Source organism: Staphylococcus sp. HGB0015, from assembly GCF_000411275.1.
Classification (GTDB): domain Bacteria; phylum Bacillota; class Bacilli; order Staphylococcales; family Staphylococcaceae; genus Staphylococcus; species Staphylococcus schleiferi.
Genome location: NZ_KE150418.1, coordinates 636523 through 656325 on the forward strand (window position 1 = coordinate 636523; position 19803 = coordinate 656325).

Annotated in this window: 14 protein-coding genes; 11 read left to right on the forward strand and 3 right to left on the reverse strand. The window is 37.1% G+C overall.

The window, feature by feature from the left end:
- Positions 1 to 117 precede the first annotated feature (117 nt).
- Both HMPREF1208_RS09425 and HMPREF1208_RS09430 read right to left on the reverse strand, forming a co-directional pair.
- Positions 118 to 1503 (reverse strand): alanine/glycine:cation symporter family protein, encoded by a 1386-nt coding sequence (locus HMPREF1208_RS09425; RefSeq protein WP_016426153.1) that lies wholly within the window; start codon positions 1501 to 1503, stop codon positions 118 to 120.
- Positions 1504 to 2068: 565 nt separating this feature from the next.
- Positions 2069 to 4039 (reverse strand): fructose-bisphosphatase class III, encoded by a 1971-nt coding sequence (locus HMPREF1208_RS09430; protein WP_016426154.1) that lies wholly within the window; start codon positions 4037 to 4039, stop codon positions 2069 to 2071.
- A 460-nt stretch (positions 4040 to 4499) separates the two neighbouring features.
- On the opposite strand from HMPREF1208_RS09430, the gene HMPREF1208_RS09435 reads away from it, so the two are divergent.
- From HMPREF1208_RS09435 to HMPREF1208_RS09450, 4 genes are all read left to right on the forward strand, one after another.
- Positions 4500 to 5690, forward strand: a complete 1191-nt coding sequence (locus HMPREF1208_RS09435) for an MFS transporter (protein WP_016426155.1) — start codon at positions 4500 to 4502, stop codon at positions 5688 to 5690.
- A 334-nt stretch (positions 5691 to 6024) separates the two neighbouring features.
- Positions 6025 to 7296, forward strand: coding sequence for an MFS transporter (locus tag HMPREF1208_RS09440; RefSeq protein ID WP_016426156.1), 1272 nt, complete (start codon positions 6025 to 6027; stop codon positions 7294 to 7296).
- A 168-nt stretch (positions 7297 to 7464) separates the two neighbouring features.
- Complete coding sequence (gene srtA / locus HMPREF1208_RS09445) at positions 7465 to 8076, forward strand: class A sortase SrtA (RefSeq protein WP_016426157.1); 612 nt, start codon at positions 7465 to 7467, stop codon at positions 8074 to 8076.
- A gap of 171 nt (positions 8077 to 8247) precedes the next feature.
- The gene (locus HMPREF1208_RS09450) at positions 8248 to 9387 is read left to right on the forward strand and encodes a glycerate kinase family protein (RefSeq protein ID WP_037559448.1); all 1140 of its coding nucleotides are present in this window, start codon (positions 8248 to 8250) and stop codon (positions 9385 to 9387) included.
- A gap of 177 nt (positions 9388 to 9564) precedes the next feature.
- Here the strand turns inward: HMPREF1208_RS09450 and scdA are convergent, their stop codons facing one another.
- Complete coding sequence (gene scdA, locus HMPREF1208_RS09455; RefSeq protein WP_016426159.1) at positions 9565 to 10245, reverse strand: iron-sulfur cluster repair di-iron protein ScdA; 681 nt, start codon at positions 10243 to 10245, stop codon at positions 9565 to 9567.
- A 309-nt stretch (positions 10246 to 10554) separates the two neighbouring features.
- On the opposite strand from scdA, the gene HMPREF1208_RS09460 reads away from it, so the two are divergent.
- From HMPREF1208_RS09460 to pflA, 7 genes are all read left to right on the forward strand, one after another.
- On the forward strand, positions 10555 to 11721 hold the full coding sequence (locus tag HMPREF1208_RS09460) for a betaine/proline/choline family ABC transporter ATP-binding protein (protein WP_016426160.1): 1167 nt from the start codon (positions 10555 to 10557) through the stop codon (positions 11719 to 11721).
- On the forward strand, positions 11721 to 12356 hold the full coding sequence (locus HMPREF1208_RS09465) for an ABC transporter permease (protein ID WP_016426161.1): 636 nt from the start codon (positions 11721 to 11723) through the stop codon (positions 12354 to 12356). The genes HMPREF1208_RS09460 and HMPREF1208_RS09465 overlap by 1 nt, the downstream gene beginning before the upstream one ends.
- Positions 12357 to 12389: 33 nt before the next feature.
- Positions 12390 to 13043, forward strand: coding sequence for an ABC transporter permease (locus tag HMPREF1208_RS09470; RefSeq protein WP_016426162.1), 654 nt, complete (start codon positions 12390 to 12392; stop codon positions 13041 to 13043).
- A 255-nt stretch (positions 13044 to 13298) separates the two neighbouring features.
- Positions 13299 to 14402, forward strand: coding sequence for a Glu/Leu/Phe/Val family dehydrogenase (locus tag HMPREF1208_RS09475; RefSeq protein WP_016426163.1), 1104 nt, complete (start codon positions 13299 to 13301; stop codon positions 14400 to 14402).
- Between the two features lie 509 nt (positions 14403 to 14911).
- The gene (locus HMPREF1208_RS09480) at positions 14912 to 15976 is read left to right on the forward strand and encodes a PTS transporter subunit IIC (protein WP_016426164.1); all 1065 of its coding nucleotides are present in this window, start codon (positions 14912 to 14914) and stop codon (positions 15974 to 15976) included.
- A 541-nt stretch (positions 15977 to 16517) separates the two neighbouring features.
- A complete protein-coding gene (gene pflB / locus HMPREF1208_RS09485; RefSeq protein ID WP_016426165.1) occupies positions 16518 to 18767 on the forward strand; it encodes a formate C-acetyltransferase in 2250 nt (749 codons plus the stop codon).
- Positions 18768 to 18833: 66 nt separating this feature from the next.
- Positions 18834 to 19595 (forward strand): pyruvate formate-lyase-activating protein, encoded by a 762-nt coding sequence (pflA, locus tag HMPREF1208_RS09490; protein ID WP_016426166.1) that lies wholly within the window; start codon positions 18834 to 18836, stop codon positions 19593 to 19595.
- Positions 19596 to 19803 lie beyond the last annotated feature (208 nt).

Genomic DNA, 19803 nt, shown 5'->3' on the forward strand with positions numbered 1-19803 from the left:
AGCGAAGTCATACAATACAATGTTTTATCATAAAAAGATAGCGCTCAGACGATTTTCTATTAAAAATCATCGGAGCGCTAATTATTTTAGAATTCTGTCACAGCTTCTTGTTTTATTTTATGAATATTGACGTACAGATGGTTTAAAGTAAAGATCTGTTTCTTCTTTAATCACTTTGTATAAGAATAAAATACCAATTAAGTTTGGAATCATCATTAAAGCATTCGCTGTATCTGCAAACATCCAAACCGTTCTTAAGTTGGCTACTGTACCGATGAATGTTGCGATGACATAGATGATGCCATAGAACATGACAAATTTTACGCCGAACAGATATTCAAAACATTTTGCTCCATAGACGAACCAAGCAATAATCGTTGAAAAGCCGAAGAAGATGACCGATAGAGATACAACATATTCACCCATCGCACCCAAACTTGTACCAAAAGCTTTACTTGTAAGCGCACCTGCTTCTAAACTTGCATCATGATGCACACCAGAAAGTATGCCACCTGTTGGATCCCAAAATCCTGTAACGAGAAGAACGAGTGCAGTCATTGTACAAACGACAATCGTTACGATAAAAGTTCCTGTCATTGCGACTAACGCTTGAATGGCTGGTTTTTCAGCTTTAGCATTTCCTGAAATTAAAGCGACCGTACCCAAACCTGCTTCGTTGGAGAAAATCCCTTTAGAAACCCCATTTTGAACGGCTTGCATAACTAAAATACCTGAAAAGCCACCTGCAGCGGAAACGGGTGTAAAGGCATATTGAAAAATTAAACCAAACGATGGCATAATTTGATCGTAATTAATGATTAAAATGATGATGGCAGCACCAATATAAAAAATGGCCATCATTGGAACAAAAAAGCCTGCCACATTACTAATGCGTTTTAAACCACCAAAAATAATCAATGAGATTAATATCACTAAAACGATGCCAGTCACAAAACCACTCACATTAAAGCTATTTTTCATGACATCGGCAATCGTATTTGATTGCACACTATTACCAATACCCAGCGCAGCAAAAGCACCGAATATAGCGAAAGCGACCGCTAAAAATTTAAAGCGGTGACCGAGACCTTTTTCTATGTAATACATCGGACCACTTGAAAATTCCCCTTTATCATTTTGAACGCGGTATTTCATTGCGAGTAAAGCTTCCGCATATTTCGTTGTCATGCCAAGCAAGCCTACGACCCACATCCAAAATACGGCGCCGGGACCCCCTAAAGTGACAGCAGTTGCTACACCGGCGATATTCCCATTCCCAATCATTCCAGCTAGTGATGTCATTAAAGCTTTAAAGTTACTAATATCGCCTTCGCTGTCTTTGTCACTTTCATTTGGAACGAATGCCAGTTTAAATGCATGCAATAATTTTGTGAATTGCATCCCTTTTAGTAAGATGGTTAAAAATAATCCCGTCCCTGTTAATAAAATTAAACTCGGTGCACCCCACAATATTGCATTGAGTTTTTGTAGAATATCAATCAAAATTTCTCCCTCCAATGATTCGCATTTCATAAGTAAACGCTTTCAACATTATAATACACCACGATTTAAAAAGTAAAATATTGTAAAAATTTGATTTTTGCTCTAGTCGTATGATTTGAATTTCCAATCTATCATATGAAAAATTTCTGAGATTAAAAAGTTATTATTTTTGATTTTATATAGATAGCATTTTGAAGTCATGAAACATTTTGGTTGTATAGTCAAAGTCAATTTATAATGAGAAAAGAACTGGACCATGTCTTTATCCAAGCGTGCAATAACACGCACTTTGTGCTTACAATCGACCGTCATTGCCTTCGAATTCGCTTACCATGATTTCATACTTCATTTTGAATCGCTTCAATGCGCACTCTCAAATTTTACACCTTTCTTTTGAACATTACCACTTTTATTTGCAACAAAATTGGGGCAAGACATAATGATGTCTCGCCCCTCATACATGTATGATAACTGATCGAACTGACAATAATGAAAAGCAATCAAAGAGGTTTCAAATTAAGATTGTAAAATCAATTGCTCTCTCATACAAAGTCCCTATATTGAATTAATAATGCGTAGATTTTTTCATGTAACGATAGTTCATGAGGGCTTTCAACATGTCGATTTCTTTCTGTAATTCTGCACCTTTATTGGTATCGCGAATAAGCTTACGTTCTAATTCTTCATCCACGACACGTCGTATGGATAGCTCATCTTCACCCGTTTCTAACATATTTTCTTTTGAGTTGAATTGTTGATGCGCCACCAACTGCATACCGAATGAATTGTAGAGTAAAGTATAACCAGCAATCCCTGTTGTTGATTGATAAGCTTTCGAAAAGCCACCATCGATGACGAGCATTTTACCATTGGCCTTGATAGGCGTCTCACCATCACGTTCTTTTACAGGTGTATGTCCATTAATAATTCGGCCTTGTTCTGGATCTAAATCAAACTCTTGTAGCATTTTTTTGACGACAGCTTCATCTTCACGCAAATGATAATAAGGGTTTTTCTTTTCTTTATGCGTTTTTTTATCTTGAATGAAATAACGTTCAAACGTTGTCATCGCACGTTTTCCAAAAAGTGAAGAATATTTACCTGTCCATAAATACCAAACTAAATCGGTAGAAAGGTCGTCGTGTTCATCTTTATGTTCGTATGCATAATGAACATGTTTTTCAAATTCATCCACTAATGCGCGCCCTGATTCATATTGCCCATTAATGACCATGCCTTCCATTTCACCTTGTTCGTCAATAGGAATACAACCGTGAATTAAAAGATTGCCATTATAACGCAAATAAAGGTTACCTTTTTTCATTAGAAAATCAATATGACGACGCAATTTTTCAGATTCTTGGAATGAAATTAATAGTTTATCAATAACTTCTTTTTCTTCTTCAAGAAGTGCACTGGGTTGTCTTGGATCGACGGTTCTAAAACATGTATTTTCAACAGGGTGGACGACACCGTCTATTTCAACTGTTCTATCTTGATAATTAACGCGATCCAATAGTAATCTTGACTCCATTTCGAACTCTGGACGACGTTTAATAATTGGAGCCTCTAATTTAAACTGAATCATAGTAATGGCTTGATGAATTTTAGTGATTTGTAGTCTTTCAGATTCTGATGGTGTCTTTTCAGGATGCTTTTTAGGACGAAATGCGGGATTATCATCATAATATTTTTCAGCTAAAGTCAGTAAAGGTCTCAAGTTAATCCCGTATGCATCTTCAATGATGTCCAAATTATCATAACGGGCACAAATTCGTAAAAGGTTTGCTAAACATACTTTTGATCCAGAATAGGCGCCCATCCATAAAACGTCGTGATTTCCCCATTGAATATCAACAGAATGATAATCGATTAACGTATCAATGATTTTATCAGGATGAGGTCCCCGGTCATAAATATCACCAACAACATGTAAGTGATCCACAACGAGTCGTTGAATAGTATTGGCCAAACTAATGATAAGTTTTTCAGCTTGATTTAACTTAATGATTTGGCGAATAATCGTCTCGTAATAATCCTTTTTGTTATTGTATTTATTACTTTTATATAAAAGTTCTTCAATAATAAAAACATATTCTGGTGATAAAGCTTTACGTAATTTGGAACGCGTATATTTTGAAGATGTATAAGTTATGACTTCTAATAAGCGTTGAATTGTTTTTTCGTACCATTCATGACGTTCCGCTTTACTGTTAAACTGGCCTCTAATTCGCTTTATTTTCTCTTCTGGATAATAAACAAGTGCAATCAATTCGTTCATCGTTTTTTGATCAAGTCGATTGTCAAAAATATCGTGAACCTTCGCTTGTACGTTACCAGATCCGTTTCGCAATACGTGTTGAAAGGCGTGAAATTCACCGTGTAAATCACTGACAAAATGCTCAGTGCCTTTTGGAAGCTCTAAAATAGATTCGAGACTGATAATTTCAGTGGCTACTTTTTCTTCAGAATCATATTTCTCAGCGAGCAAATCAAGATATTGCTTTTTTAGCTCTTTTTCTGTATCAGATAACATAGTATTGACTCCTTTAATATTCATCGTATGTATGAATGGGGATGAAGCCGTTGAATTAAAAGTGACGCGTTGAAGCGTGCTTTCAGATTGCTTTTAAAACATGACAGAATCAATGCTTCATTGTCCAATCGCCCCAATCGTTAATGAATGACACAATTATTTTATTTTAAGCGGTTTCAATTCTATTAAACCATATTCTTTTGTGAAGTTAAACGGACTTGTTTGGAGTGGAGAATAACAGGCCTTATAGGAACTGGATGTACTCCAAGCGTTTAAGCTTAATACTTTAGAATCTATAGAAAAGACATAAAACAAGCCATAGATAGTGCAAAATTTGATTATGGGATGCGCTTTCATAGGTCTTTTAATCATTTCAAGAGGTTGATTTACCTTATCGAAAACGGTATAATGGTCAAGTTATTAGTTAGCCTAGCTTACTATTTTAGAAGGAGGATTTTGAATGACTGCGGATAAGGGGAGTCAATTTCTTAAAAATTATATACTAAATTTTGTAGTCAATTTTCTTGTTTATTTAACAATGTATTTACTCATTGTGGTCATTGCACAGTATTCGATCAAACAATACCATGTGACTGCAGGCATGGCAGGACTTGTATCAGGGATATTTATTGTAGGTGCATTAATTGGACGGTTCGTCGTAGGACGCTATATTCATGAGATTGGTCCACAAAAAATATTAATCGTGGGTCTTATATTTTTCATTTTGACACAGGGACTTTATTTTATTGAAGGGAGCTTGACTCTTTTATTAATCACTCGATTTTTAAATGGTCTTGCACTTGCGGTTGCTACGACAGCAACAGGGACAATTGTTCCGCTTATTTCACCACCGGAACGTCGCGGTGTAGCGATTAGTTTGTTTAGTCTCAGCCTAGTGATAGGTGCAGCAGTAGGCCCCTTTTTAGGGCTCTATTTAGCCCATTTCTATCCAACGTTTGTTCTTTTTACATTTTGTCTTGTGATTGCGATAGCTGCATTTGTCATCGCGTTATTTTTGAAAGTCAAAGTTGAAATTGAGCCTAAACATGAAGAACATCATAGAATCCATATTTCTCAATTCATCTCGTTACCAGCGCTGCCTATCGCGTTTGTTATACTGATTTGTGGTTTAGGTTATGCCTCTGTTTTATCATTTTTACAATTATATGCAGAGCAAATTCATTTGACTGAAGTCGCAAGTTATTACTTTATTTGTTATGCCATCACTTCTATTTTGACGCGACCTATCGTCGGCCACATTTTAGATGAATATCATGAAAACTGGATTGCGTATCCCGCTTTGTTACTTTTTGGCTTAGGGCTCTTGATTTTAGCTTCAGCGCATGCGGGTTGGGGATTATTAGTTTCTGGTGCTTTAGTAGGTATCGGATACGGAAGTATGACAGCTGTAGGTAACGTTGTCGCAGTGAAAATGTCAGATCCGGATAAAGTCGGCTTAGCAACATCAACTTTCTATATCGGATTAGATATCGGCATTGGCTTTGGACCAGCATTAATCGGTATCATTGTGCCATCTATCGGTTACCGTACGATGTATTTAGGCATCGGTATATTGATGTTGATATGTATATTGTTATATAGCATTTTACATGGACAAAGACATCGCCATCGAAAAATAGAAGAGCATTAAAATTCAAAAAAGCAAGTGTTTGAAGTCTCTTATTTTAGACTACAAGCACTTGCGAATTTTTATTACGATAAATAGTCTGAATAAAATAAAAAATCTGAAAAAATATGTTGTAACCGCTTTCTCAACATGCTATATTCAGATACTAATATGAAAGGATTAATATCTGCGATGAGCGTCATTCCATTCATAGATCAATTATATTATGGCAAAAGATGTCGGGAAGAATGAGTGGGATGCGTGCTTACTTTTGAAGACTGTTCATCTTTGCCTGAGGATGCATATCAACCTATGTAAAACGACAAACGTGCATCATTATGAAAGCGGGGCAAAAGTTATGAGTCAAAAGAAAACAAATATACGTTGGATGTTTGCAGGGATTTTCTTTCTAGTCGGTGTCATTGCCTATATGGACCAATCCAATATTTCTTATATTGCGGGTCCTATGATGAAAGATTTAGGTTTAACGAAAGGGCAGTTTGCATTACTTGCATCATTTTTCTCACTTGGTTATGCGTTAATGCAAGTACCAGCAGGATTTTTGGCTGAAAAGTATGGTCCGAAAAAAATGCTAACGATTGCACTGGTATGGTGGAGTGCTTTCACAATTTTTACAGGTATTGTCAGACAGCATGGCTTTTTATTTCTTGTTCGATTTTTATTTGGTATAGGTGAAGCACCGATGTTTCCATCTAATGCTGTCTTCAATACGTTTTGGTTTGGTAAAAATGAAAAAGGACGTGCATCTAGTGCATTGCTCGCAGGATCATATTTTGGGCCCGTATTAGCACCCTTTATAACTGTAACCATCTATAATGCGTTTGGTTGGCAAGCTGTTTTTTACATCTTTGGGGCGGTGGGCTTTGTCATTGCTATTTTATGGGGCATTATCGCAAAAGATTTACCAGAACATCATCAAATGGTAAATGAAGCAGAAAAGCAATACATTCTACAAAATCGAGATATTATGAAGACGGAAAAATCATCTGCACCATGGGGGATGTTCTTTTCTCGTTTTAGTTTTTATGCCATAGCTGCACAATATTTTATTGTTCAATTTGTGATTACTTTATTTTTAATTTGGTTACCGACATATTTAATTGAGCAGTTTAAAATAGATGCAATGACGATGAGTAAGATTGCAGGTATTCCTTGGTTCTGTATGTTTATTTTGATTATGCTAAGGGGTACGATTTCTGACAAAATTTTGAGCGCAGGTAAGTCGCGTTTTACAGCGCGTGCTTTAATTGCTATATTTGGTTTTATTGTGTTCGGTGTTTCTTTAAATTTTGCAATTTCATCTGCGACGCTTGTAGGCAATATCATTTGGATGTCACTTTGCCTAAGTGGGATTGGTTTATCGATGGTGATGAGCTGGGTTTCAGCTACGGATTTAGGACGCAACTTTTCTGGTACAGTTTCTGGTTGGATGAACTTATGGGGCAATATCGGCGCGATGTTAGGGCCTTTATTAGCAGGCTTTTTAGCGGATTATCTAGGCTGGGTAACGATATTACGTTCGATGACATTACTTGTAATCATTGCTATAGCACTTTGGTTTTTTGTGAAGCCTGATGAACCATTAATTAAAGATCAAGTGGATGGATAAGACAAAGATTATCATTTAGATCCAAAGGACTCAAACCTAAACAAAATGAGGTGTGACAAGGTATGTTCAGCATTATGGCGCTTCTTTTATCTGTTCTGTTTTGTTTTCAATTTGAGCGTAACAGTATATAATAAAATGACATAAATTATTTGTAAAAGAGGTTAAATGATGCAAAAATTGACACGATGGTTATTTCCGCTGATAGGTATTGCGCTGATTATCGGTGGTATTTATCTTGTATTTAAGCCGAAAATCGATGCCTATTTTACGAAGCAAGATAATGAAAAGAAGATTGAACAGTATCAGTCAGAGCAAAAAAAAGCACCAGCTTCTGAAAAGAAGAAAACACCTCAAGTTCCGAAAGATCCATCAAAAATTGTTGGCGTTCTTGAAATTCCATCAGTAGACATTAAAGAAGCTGTTTATCCGGGACCAGCAACACCTGAGCAACTCAACCGAGGTGTAAGTTTTGCAGAAGGCGATGAGACATTAGATCAGCAAAATATTTCCATTGCAGGTCATACGGATTATACGTTGAATTATCAATTCACAAACTTGCATAAGGCGAAAAAAGGTGCAAAAGCGACTTTTAAAATTGGAGATGAAACGCGGCGCTATAAAATCACTTCAATTAAAGATGTCAAACCAGAGCAAGTCGAAGTTTTAGACGAAATGAAAAAGAAAAAAGATCAATTGACGTTAATTACATGTGATGATTATGATGAAAATACAGGTCAATGGTTAACGCGTAAAATATATGTTGCAGAACAAGTGGCTTAATCATCATAAATTGTTTTAAATGAATAAATGTACGAGATGAAAAGTGGCTTAGATTTCTAACAGAGATGTTTAGAGATTTAAGTCACTTTTTTAGTTATACATCATTTTGTTTTCAAGCAGGGACGGTGTAAAATGAATCTAACAAATGAGGGTGAACGGGAGAGGATAGAAATGCGTATTTTAATTGCACCGGATTCGTTTAAAGAAAGTATGACTGCAATGGAAGCAGCAAATGCCATTGAAAAAGGATGGCGTTCAGTGACTGGGGAATGTGACACGTTTAAAAAAATTCCAATGGCAGATGGTGGCGAGGGGACAACACAATCCTTACACGATGCGTTAGGCGGAAAGTTTGTAACAACTACAGTCACTGGGCCATTAGGCAGTCCAGTAGAAGCCACTTATAGTATTGCTAATGAAGGACGAACTGCAGTAATAGAAATGGCAGCTGCGTCTGGTTTAGATTTGATTCCAAAAGCACACCGTAATCCTTTAATCTCGACCACCTATGGGACAGGTGAACTTTTACGACATGCAGTAGATCAAGGTGTCTCTCATATTATATTAGGTATAGGTGGAAGTGCAACAAACGATGGCGGTGCGGGTTTACTTCAAGCACTAGGTGTTCGTTTATATGATGCACAAGGAAACGATTTGCCATTTGGTGGTGAAGCGTTGCAACATCTTGCGCGTATTGACAGAGAGGGACAAGATCCACGTTTTGACCATATTCTTTTTGAAGTGGCGTGTGATGTAGATAATCCACTATTAGGCCATCGTGGTGCAACGGCGATTTATAGCCAACAAAAAGGGGCAACCGCAGAAGATCAGGTTATCTTAGAATCTGCCTTAACACAATGGAACACCGTCATTGAAAAGACTCTCAATAAAAGGGTCAAAAACATACCTGGTGCCGGTGCAGCAGGTGGTTTAGGTGCAGGGCTATGTGCTTTCTTAAATGTGGAATTACGCCGAGGGATTGATATCGTTTTAGATGCGACACATTTTTATCATTCTGCTTTAAATACTGATTTAGTCATTACTGGAGAAGGCGCTATTGACGGGCAAACGATATATGGTAAAACACCGATTGGCGTCGCAAAAGCTGCGAAAAAATATCATAAGCCTGTTATTGCAGTAGCCGGTGTATTAGGCGAAGGATATGAAGCGGTTGAAATGCATGGCATCGATGCAGTGTTTAGTTTGTCGACAGGTCCGAGGTCAGTAGAATCTGCCTTAAAAAGAGGGCCTGATGATTTGACAGAATGGGCCCGCAATATGGCTAAGTTCTCTATGATCCATCATCAATAATCCCTATGGTTAGATGATATTTCATCGAGTTAAACAGATTGACATCAAACGGATGGGTCTGTATAAATATTTTAACTATAAAATGGGTTTAAACCAATCAGAGGACAGTTGACAATCAATTGATGCAAACTGCCCTCTCGTTATTTTGTTTTTTTATATAGAAGGATTTAACCAAAATTAGCGTAAATGTTCTACTTTAGGGAATAGCACATGATTTTCTAAGTGGACATGTGCATGTGTTTCTTTTTCTAAGTCTTCAATGCGTTGATAAACTAAGCGCCAAGTCCCACACGCTGTACTTGGAGTTTCAAAATCATCTGTTAGTTGACGTATCTCTTGTAGTAATTGTCCTGCATTCAGATGTTCACTTATCAGCGAATCGATCGTTGCCTCGAGATCTTCAATTTGTTCTCCTTGATACGCCGCAACCAATTTTGGAAAAGCAATTTGTTCTTCTTCCTCAATATGCGCTAACATCTCATCTTTAAAAGTATCATAGACCGATTTTAATTGAATTAAATGAGGGTTTTGAGGACCATGTACCTTTGCCAGCTTTGTTACATAAGGAGAGAGTTGTTTGAATTCTGCTCTTAAAGTATCGTGATAACGTGATTGGATGTATTGAATCAATGAGGGCACATCTAAATAACGTGTATCTATACCTGCTCCTTGAATTTGACTTGCTTGCTCTAACTCATTGACTAATGCGTCTACATCGATACGAGGATGTTGTTCAACGGCTTTCAAGATTGAAACTTGTCCACCACAGCAAAAATCGATGCCATATTTACGGAAAACATCTGCTGTTTTAGGGTATTGCGTTACAATATCTGCGACCTTTTCTTGTGTTTGTATCATCAAAATTCATCCTTTCTGTTTAAATCTTATAAGTCTAGATTAAAGTCTTTGTGAAAAATGAACATTAGGGATTTTACTTTATTTAGTTCAGAAAGTGGATAAGTTTATATCGTAAATTGACTGAGTGTAATTATTCATGCTTTTTCAATTAATAGTTCATTAATTATGTTAAAATAGTAATAGAGTTGAATTTGAAAAAATCGTAAAAACAGTTAAACAGGGAATATCGTTATCATTCAGTATGTGACTGCTAATGAGACACCTATTACAGTATGCCATCGAAGCATCGAATCTAGAGGAGAGAAGTATATGTTGCGTATTCAGAATTTAACTAAAATCTATCCAGGTGGAAAGAAAGCCGTGGATAATTTGAGTCTTGATATTGAAGAAGGCTCATTTGTAGCATTTATAGGGACAAGTGGAAGCGGAAAAACGACAGCATTGCGAATGATTAATCGTATGATTGAGGCCACAAGTGGCAAAATTTTAATTGGGGATCAAGATGTCCGTAAGATGAATCCGGTAGAATTACGCCGAAGTATCGGCTATGTGATACAACAAATTGGTCTTATGCCGCATATGACAATCAAAGAGAATATTGTTTTAGTACCCAAGTTATTAAAATGGTCAGAAGAAAAGAAAACACAAAAAGCTAAAGAACTCATCAAATTAGTGGATTTACCTGAGTCTTACTTAGACCAGTATCCTGCGCAATTATCAGGAGGACAACAGCAACGTATTGGCGTTATTAGAGCTTTAGCAGCGGAACAAGACATTATATTGATGGATGAGCCTTTTGGTGCGCTCGATCCGATTACACGAGATACACTGCAAGATTTGGTCAAATCATTACAGAAAAAACTTGGCAAAACGTTTATTTTTGTAACACATGATATGGACGAAGCGATAAAATTGGCAAATCGTATTTGTATAATGTCGGAAGGGAAAGTCGTACAGTATGATACGCCAGATAATATTTTACGTCATCCGGCGAATGATTTTGTAAAAACGTTTATTGGTGATCATCGTTTGATACAAGAAAGACCGAATATACGTACAGTACAAGATGCGATGATTAAGCCTATTACCGTTAATGCGGATGATTCGCTCAATCATACGGTCTCCCTTATGAGAGAAAAACGAATTGATACGATATTTATTGTGAACAAGCAAAATAAATTATTGGGCTATTTAGACATAGAGGATATAAACGAAGGACTACGGAAGCAAGCAGAGTTAATTGATGTGATGCAACGGGACGTCTACCATGTGCATGTAGACAGTAAGCTACAAGATTCTGTGCGAACAATTTTAAAACGAAACGTGCGTAATATTCCGGTCGTTGATAATGAAGGCCGACTTGTCGGTTTAATTACACGTGCCAATTTAGTCGATATTGTTTATGACTCGATATGGGGTGAAGATGCTGAAGCGGAACAAGTCAATATTGAAAATAATATAGGAGATGGGATCTAATGATTCAATTCTTACATGAATATAGCGGTGAACTCCTTAATAAAACCATTGAGCACTTTTATATATCATTAATGGCATTATTTATCGCCATTATTATTGCAGTACCTCTGGGTATTGTATTGGCGAAAACACGGAAAGTTGCCAATGTAGTCCTTACAGCAGCAGGTGTTTTACAAACCATCCCGACATTGGCAATTCTAGCATTGATGATTCCAATTTTTGGTGTAGGGAAAACACCAGCGATTATTGCTTTATTTTTATATGTGCTTTTACCTATTTTAAGTAATACCGTATTAGGTGTTCAAAATATTGATGAGAACATTAAGCAAGCAGGTTTAAGTATGGGGATGACACGTTTTCAGCTCATGAAGAGTATTGAACTTCCTCTAGCGCTCCCATTAATTATGGGGGGGATTCGTTTATCAAGCGTTTATGTCATTAGTTGGGCAACGCTAGCTAGTTACGTGGGCGCTGGCGGCTTGGGTGATTTTATTTTTAATGGGTTGAATTTATATAATGCCAATATGATTATTGTAGCGGCAATTTTAGTAACGGCGCTCGCTTTGATTGCTGATATGTTGTTAGCGTTAGTTGAAAGATGGACGATACCTAAAGGGTTAAAAGTTGAGAAATAAGCGGAAGATAATGAATAAATAGGAGGTCAAACAATGTCAGGAAACTTAATCGAACAGTTATTCCAATACTATCAAAATAATATTGGCTACTTATGGGCATTATTTTTGAATCATTTATTAATGTCTGTGTATGGCGTATTATTCGCTTCTCTTATCGGTATTCCTTTAGGTATTTTATTATCACGTTACAACAAAATGGCTTGGTTCGTCATTACGGTAGCGAATGTCATACAGACGGTCCCAGTTATTGCGATGCTTGCCATTTTGATGTTACAAATGGGACTCGGAACAACGACAGTTGTTGTCGCTGTATTTCTTTATGCACTGTTACCGATTATTAAAAATACGTACACAGGCATCACGGGCGTCGATAGCAACATTAAAGATGCAGGGAAAGGTATGGGCATGACACAAAATCAAGTGCTCAGAATGATTGAACTCCCACTCGCATTATCAGTCATCATTGGTGGGGTACGAATTGCGCTTGTTGTCGCAGTAGGTGTGGTTGCAGTGGGTTCGTTTATCGGTGCACCAACATTAGGAGATGTCGTCATCAGAGGGACAAACGCGACAGATGGTACCACTTTTATTTTAGCAGGCGCAATTCCTATTGCTTTAATTGCTGTAGGCATTGATGTGCTTTTACGTCTTGTAGAAAAAAGATTAGATTCTGCAAAGCATGCTTAAATTTAAAATTTTTTTCCTAGTTCAATAAGTAGTCAACTATGAAAAAACGACCGACTTATGTTATGATATTCAAAGGTTGGAAACGCTTACATTAAGTGACTGATATTTCTTCAAATGAAATCTGTTGCTTGAGTGAATGAACGGGTTTGAAAGTGTGATTGAGATGCACTTTTAAAAAGGGGAAGACATATTTCGAATGTGTCCATGACTCGCGTTTTCATCCACGGGAAATGTAATAACAGAGGAGGAATGGCAATGATTTTTGAAAAAATGGCACAAGCTGATTACGAGCAATTAGTTTTTTGTCATGATGAAACGACAGGATTGAAGGCAATTATATGTATTCATGATACGACTTTAGGTCCTGCGTTAGGGGGATGTCGTTTTTGGAACTATGAAACGGAAGAAGAAGCAATCACTGATGTGATGCGACTTGCAAAAGGGATGACATACAAAAATGCAGCTGCTGGTTTAAATCTAGGTGGCGCAAAAACAGTAGTCATTGGCGACCCTAAAAAAGATAAGTCCGAAGCATTCTTTCGTGCGCTAGGTCGCTATATTCATAGTTTAGATGGACGCTATATCACTGCTGAAGATGTAGGCACAACGGTTGAAGATATGGATATGATTTACTTAGAAACACCGCATGTCTGTGGGATTAGTGAATCTTATGGTTCAGGTGGCAATCCAAGCCCGATGACCGCATTGGGGGTTTATTACGCAATGAAGCGAACTGCGAAAGAAGCCTTCGGGTCAGATTCGTTAAAAGGAAAAACAGTTGCTGTCCAAGGTGTGGGCAATGTTGCTTTTCATATGTGCCAATATTTGCATGATGAAGGAGCACATTTGATCGTCACTGATATTAACGAAGAAGCAGTTCAGAATGCGGTTGAAGCATTTGATGCGCAAGCAGTCGGCATTGATGAAATTTATAGTGTCGATGCAGATATTTTTGCACCATGTGCCTTAGGTGGCGTGTTGAACGATGAAACGATTCCTTCGTTAAAAGCTAAAATGGTTTGTGGTAGTGCAAATAATCAGCTCTTAGAAGAAAATCGTCATGGTCAAATGTTAGAAAAACGTGGCATTATTTATGCACCGGATTTTGTTGTGAACAGTGGTGGCGTCATTAACGTGGCTGATGAACTGAACGGCTATCATCGTGAGCGGGCTGAGAAAAAAGTAAAAGCTGTCTATGATCAAATGGATAAAATATTTACAATTGCGAAAGAAACGCATGTTTTACCATTACAAGCGGCAGAGCATTTAGCTGAATCAAGAATCAATACAATGATGCGTGTGCACAGTAAATACTCAGCCAAGCCGAACAATCAATTGCGTGATACACGTACCCATTGAAATGTATAAACAACCTGAAATATCATTTTTTGGTGCGCATACCTAAAACTTTGTGCTGATTGAGGGATAACAACCACAGTCGACGGGATGTTGATGGCGTGTGTAGAAATCGAAAATTTGAGGCTTATCTAAGTTTGTACCGTTTTAAATATACAACATCATAATAGGCGCCCTTCAAAGTGGTCATTGTATAATGAAGACTTCGAAGGGTGTTTTAATATTTTTGTGCAAAAGCGTATTAACCATGTTTAGCACTTTAATAATAAGAAAATTCAAAAAAATGATATTGAAAAATAAAAAGGGTTACGGTACGCTACAATAGTATTCAAATGCAGCTAAAGGTGAATGTTCAAAAAGGGAATTGTGCCGGAAAGTGTTGGTGTATCGCATAGTACATGACGATGTACACTTATGTCTCCAATCAGATGGCGTACCCCTTGTTATTATTGTCTACTTCACAACTTAGCCATGTAATACATCTCATTAACTCATTTTAGGTGGTAGATAAAATGGAAACAACAGAGAAAAGAATGAACTTTAAACAATTTATGTATAAGGTGTTGAATGGCTTAGCAATTTCAATAATTGCAGGACTAATTCCGAATGCTGTATTAGGTGGATTATTTAAATATTTAAGCCAATATGCAGATATATTTAGTACATTACAATTCGTCGTGTTAGGCATACAGTTTGCTTTACCTGTTATGGTCGGTGTACTCATCGCCTTACAATTCAAACTTGATCCGATGAGCACAGCTTTAGTAGGTGCAGCATCTTTTGTAGGTTCTGGTGCAGCTAAAGTGACTGAAGCTGGATGGCAAATCGTAGGAATTGGAGATTTAATTAATACGATGATTACCGCTTCAATTGCCGTGCTACTAGTATTATGGATTGGTGACCGATTAGGAAGCCTAAATGTGATTTTATTGCCTATTTTAGTCGGAGGCATACCGGGTCTCATCGGTGTTTTAACCTTACCTTATGTTAGTAAAATTACATTAGCAATCGGAAGTTTGGTGAATACTTTTACGACTTTACAACCCGTTTTAATGGGTGTATTGATTGCAGTATTATTTTCATTTATTATCATTTCACCGATTTCTACGATTGCAGTCGGTCTTGCGATTGGGATTTCTGGATTAGCTGCGGGATCAGCTGCTATTGGGGTAGCCACGACAGCAATCGTGTTGTTCATTGGTACTTTGCGTGTCAATAAAATTGGTGTGCCCATTGCGATCTTATTAGGGGGCATGAAAATGATGATTCCTAATACAATTCGTTACCCTATTATCTTTTTACCAGTGGGGATTACTGCTGCGATTACAGGAGCGGCAGGTGCACTGCTCGGTATCACTGGAACAAAAGAAACGGCTGGTTTTGGAATAGTTGGACTTGTGGGTCCGATTAAAGCATTAGAATTAATGGAAGGCAATCATGTAGCATCGCTGATGATTGTGATTACCGTATTTTTTATTATCCCACTTGTTGTAGGCTTTATAGTCAATTTGTTGCTTTCTAAAGTGTTTAAACTTTACACTTCTGAGATATACAAATTTACAGCGACTGAAAAATAACAAGTTGAGCTTCAAAATTAAAGTATTTTAAAGACATGATAGCGTCGCTCGCACGCGTTTGTAGATGCACCTTTAAAAATTGAATTGATGATCAAACCATGCTCTACTTATGATTTGTAAGTAAAAAAGATGGACATTAATCCCAAAATAAATAGCGCTCAGATGATTTTTATTAGAGAATCGTCTGAGTGCTATTTTTTATGATAAAACTTTGTATCGTATGACTTCGCTTCTGCTTCAATGAATCCAAATTGAGTTGAGACTTGAGCCCCTAAGCAAACACGTTCATGAAGTCTATCGAAATTTTTATGTCCAAGTGAGAAATGATGAAACATGCGGGGATTAAAATCAATGTTTCACAACAAAGTTGTATACTTAAAAAATTAAAAATATAAGACCAGAATTGTGACAAAAATTTATACAAAATAAATCTAAAAAATGACATATTTTAAAACGCTTACAATTTAAAGTGATTTTATTCACAAGTGATGGTATACTGATTGTGAAATGATGAACAAAACCTAATTGGAGGTATGTAACCATGATTAAAGATACGAATACTCGAAGCAATGCTTGGGAAGGATTTAAAACTGGACGTTGGACTCGCAATGTAGATGTACGTGAATTTATCCAATTGAACTTCACAGGTTATCAAGGTGACGATAGTTTCTTAGAAGGACCTACTGAAGCAACTGAAAAATTATGGGATCAAGTGATGGCGTTATCTAAAGAAGAACGTGACCGTGGCGGCATTTGGGATATGGATACAAAATTACCATCAACAATTTTATCGCACGATGCAGGTTATTTAGACAAATCATTAGAACAAATTGTTGGTGTTCAAACTGACAAACCATTCAAACGTTCAATGCAACCATTTGGTGGTATTAGAATGGCAAAAGCTGCTTGTGAAGCTTATGGCTATGAATTAGACAAAGAAACAGAACATATTTTCACAGAATATCGTAAAACACATAACCAAGGTGTATTCGATGCTTACTCAAAAGAAATGTTAGCGTGTCGTAAAGCAGGGATTATCACAGGTTTACCAGATGCATATGGACGCGGTCGTATTATTGGTGACTATCGTCGTGTTGCATTATATGGTATTGATTTCTTAATGGAAGAAAAACAAAAAGACTTCAACGAATTATCAACAACAATGACTGAAGATGTTATCCGTTTAAGAGAAGAAGTATCAGAACAATATCGTTCTTTACAAGAATTAAAACAACTCGGTGAACGTTACGGCTTTGACTTAAGTCGTCCTGCTGAAAACTTTAAAGAAGCTGTTCAATGGTTATACATGGCTTATCTTGCAGCGATTAAAGAACAAAACGGTGCAGCAATGAGTTTAGGACGTACTTCAACTTTCCTTGATATTTACGCTGAACGTGACCTAGAAGCGGGTACAGTTACTGAAAAAGAAGTACAAGAAATTATCGACCACTTCATCATGAAATTACGTCTTGTAAAATTTGCGCGTACACCTGATTACAATGCATTATTCTCTGGTGACCCAACTTGGGTAACAGAATCTATTGGTGGTGTCGGCATTGACGGTCGTCATATGGTAACTAAAAACTCATTCCGTTTCTTACATTCATTAGACAACTTAGGACCAGCACCAGAACCAAACTTAACTGTACTTTGGTCAACTCGTTTACCTGAAAACTTCAAACGTTACTGTACAAAAATGAGTATCAAAACAAGTTCAATTCAATATGAAAATGATGACTTGATGCGTGAAAGCTACGGCGATGACTATGGTATTGCATGTTGTGTATCTGCAATGCGTATTGGTAAACAAATGCAATTCTTCGGTGCACGTGCAAACTTAGCTAAAACATTATTATATGCAATTAATGGTGGTAAAGATGAAAAATCAGGTGTTCAAGTTGCACCAAACTTTGCGCCAATCGAATCAGAAGTTTTAGACTATGATGAAGTTTATCGTCAATTTGATGAAATGATGGAATGGCTTGCAGGCGTGTACATCAATTCATTGAATGTCATCCACTACATGCATGATAAATATAGTTATGAACGTATTGAAATGGCACTTCACGATACAGATGTGCATCGTACAATGGCAACTGGTATTGCAGGTTTATCAGTTGCAGCTGACTCATTATCAGCAATTAAATATGCAGAAGTTCGCCCAGTACGCGATGAAAATGGCTTAGTGGTTGACTTTGAAACTAAAGGCGAATTCCCTAAATACGGTAACAACGATCCACGTGTAGATGACATTGCAGTACAACTTGTAGAAAGCTTCATGAGAAAATTACGTAAACATCACACTTACCGTGATTCAGAACATACAATGAGTGTATTAACAATTACTTCAAACGTTGTTTATGGTAAGAAAACAGGTAACACACCAGATGGACGTAAAGCTGACGAACCATTCGCGCCAGGTGCAAACCCAATGCACGGCCGTGATTCAAACGGTGCATTAGCATCATTATCATCAGTAGCTAAATTACCTTATGATTGCTGTAAAGACGGTATTTCTAATACATTTAGTATCGTTCCAAAATCATTAGGTAAAGAAGAATACACACAAGAACAAAACCTTGTAAGTATCCTTGATGGTTATGCCTTACAACATGGTCACCACTTAAACATCAACGTATTCAATCGTGAAACATTGATTGATGCGATGGATCACCCAGAAGAATATCCACAATTAACTGTTCGTGTATCTGGATATGCTGTAAACTTTATTAAATTAACACGCGAACAACAATTAGACGTTATTTCTCGTACATTCCACGAAACAATGTAACGGCTAAGCAATAGATGTCACAGTCGGAGTGACAGATTTTAAGAGAAGGTAAAATGGGGGAGTACAATGATTAGAGGACACATTCATTCAATTGAAAGTTTAGGAACAGTAGATGGACCAGGTCTACGCTATATCATCTTTACACAAGGTTGCTTATTGAGATGCTTATACTGCCATAATCCAGACACATGGAAGATTAATGAGCCATCACGATCAGCAACACCAGATGAACTTGTGGCTGAAATCACACCGTACCTCCCATATTTTGAAGCATCTGGAGGCGGCGTTACAGTTAGTGGTGGAGAACCGCTTCTACAGATGCCATTTATAACAGAGCTCTTTAAAAAGCTTCATGCGCATGGCATTCACACTTGTATTGACACATCATTAGGCTGTGCAAACGATACTGAAGCGTTTAAAAAACATTTTGATCAACTACTCGAGTATACAGACTTGTTGATGGTTGACATAAAACATATTAACAATGAAACGCACAAAAGATTAACTCGAAAACCCAATACTCATATATTAAATTATATTCAATATTTAGCTGATAAAGGTCAACCGATATGGATTAGACATGTGCTTGTGCCAGGTCTTACTGATACCCCCGAAGACCTTGTAGCACTCGGCGCATTTATAAATAAACTTGGTAACGTTGAGAAGTTTGAGATTTTACCTTATCATCAGCTTGGTGTGCATAAATGGGAAGCACTTGGTGTTCCTTATGAACTTAATGATGTCGAGCCCCCGACAGATGAAGAAGTTGAAAAAGCATACCAATACGTTGACTTTAAAGGTGTAACCCCCTTAACACCTATCGGCTAGGTAAAACAATAAGACATGGATTTATTCACTCTTTTAGAATCATAATAACCCTTAAATAATGTTTCGAACCGTACACGCCCCTCACGTGTGCGGTTTTTTAATGGGTTCTTCATTTTTGGTTGTATATTTTTAACGGTTGGTGAAATATTCACTGACCGTTATTTTAATTTTTGATATTAAAAAAGCACAAATATCTCTATAATTGTAA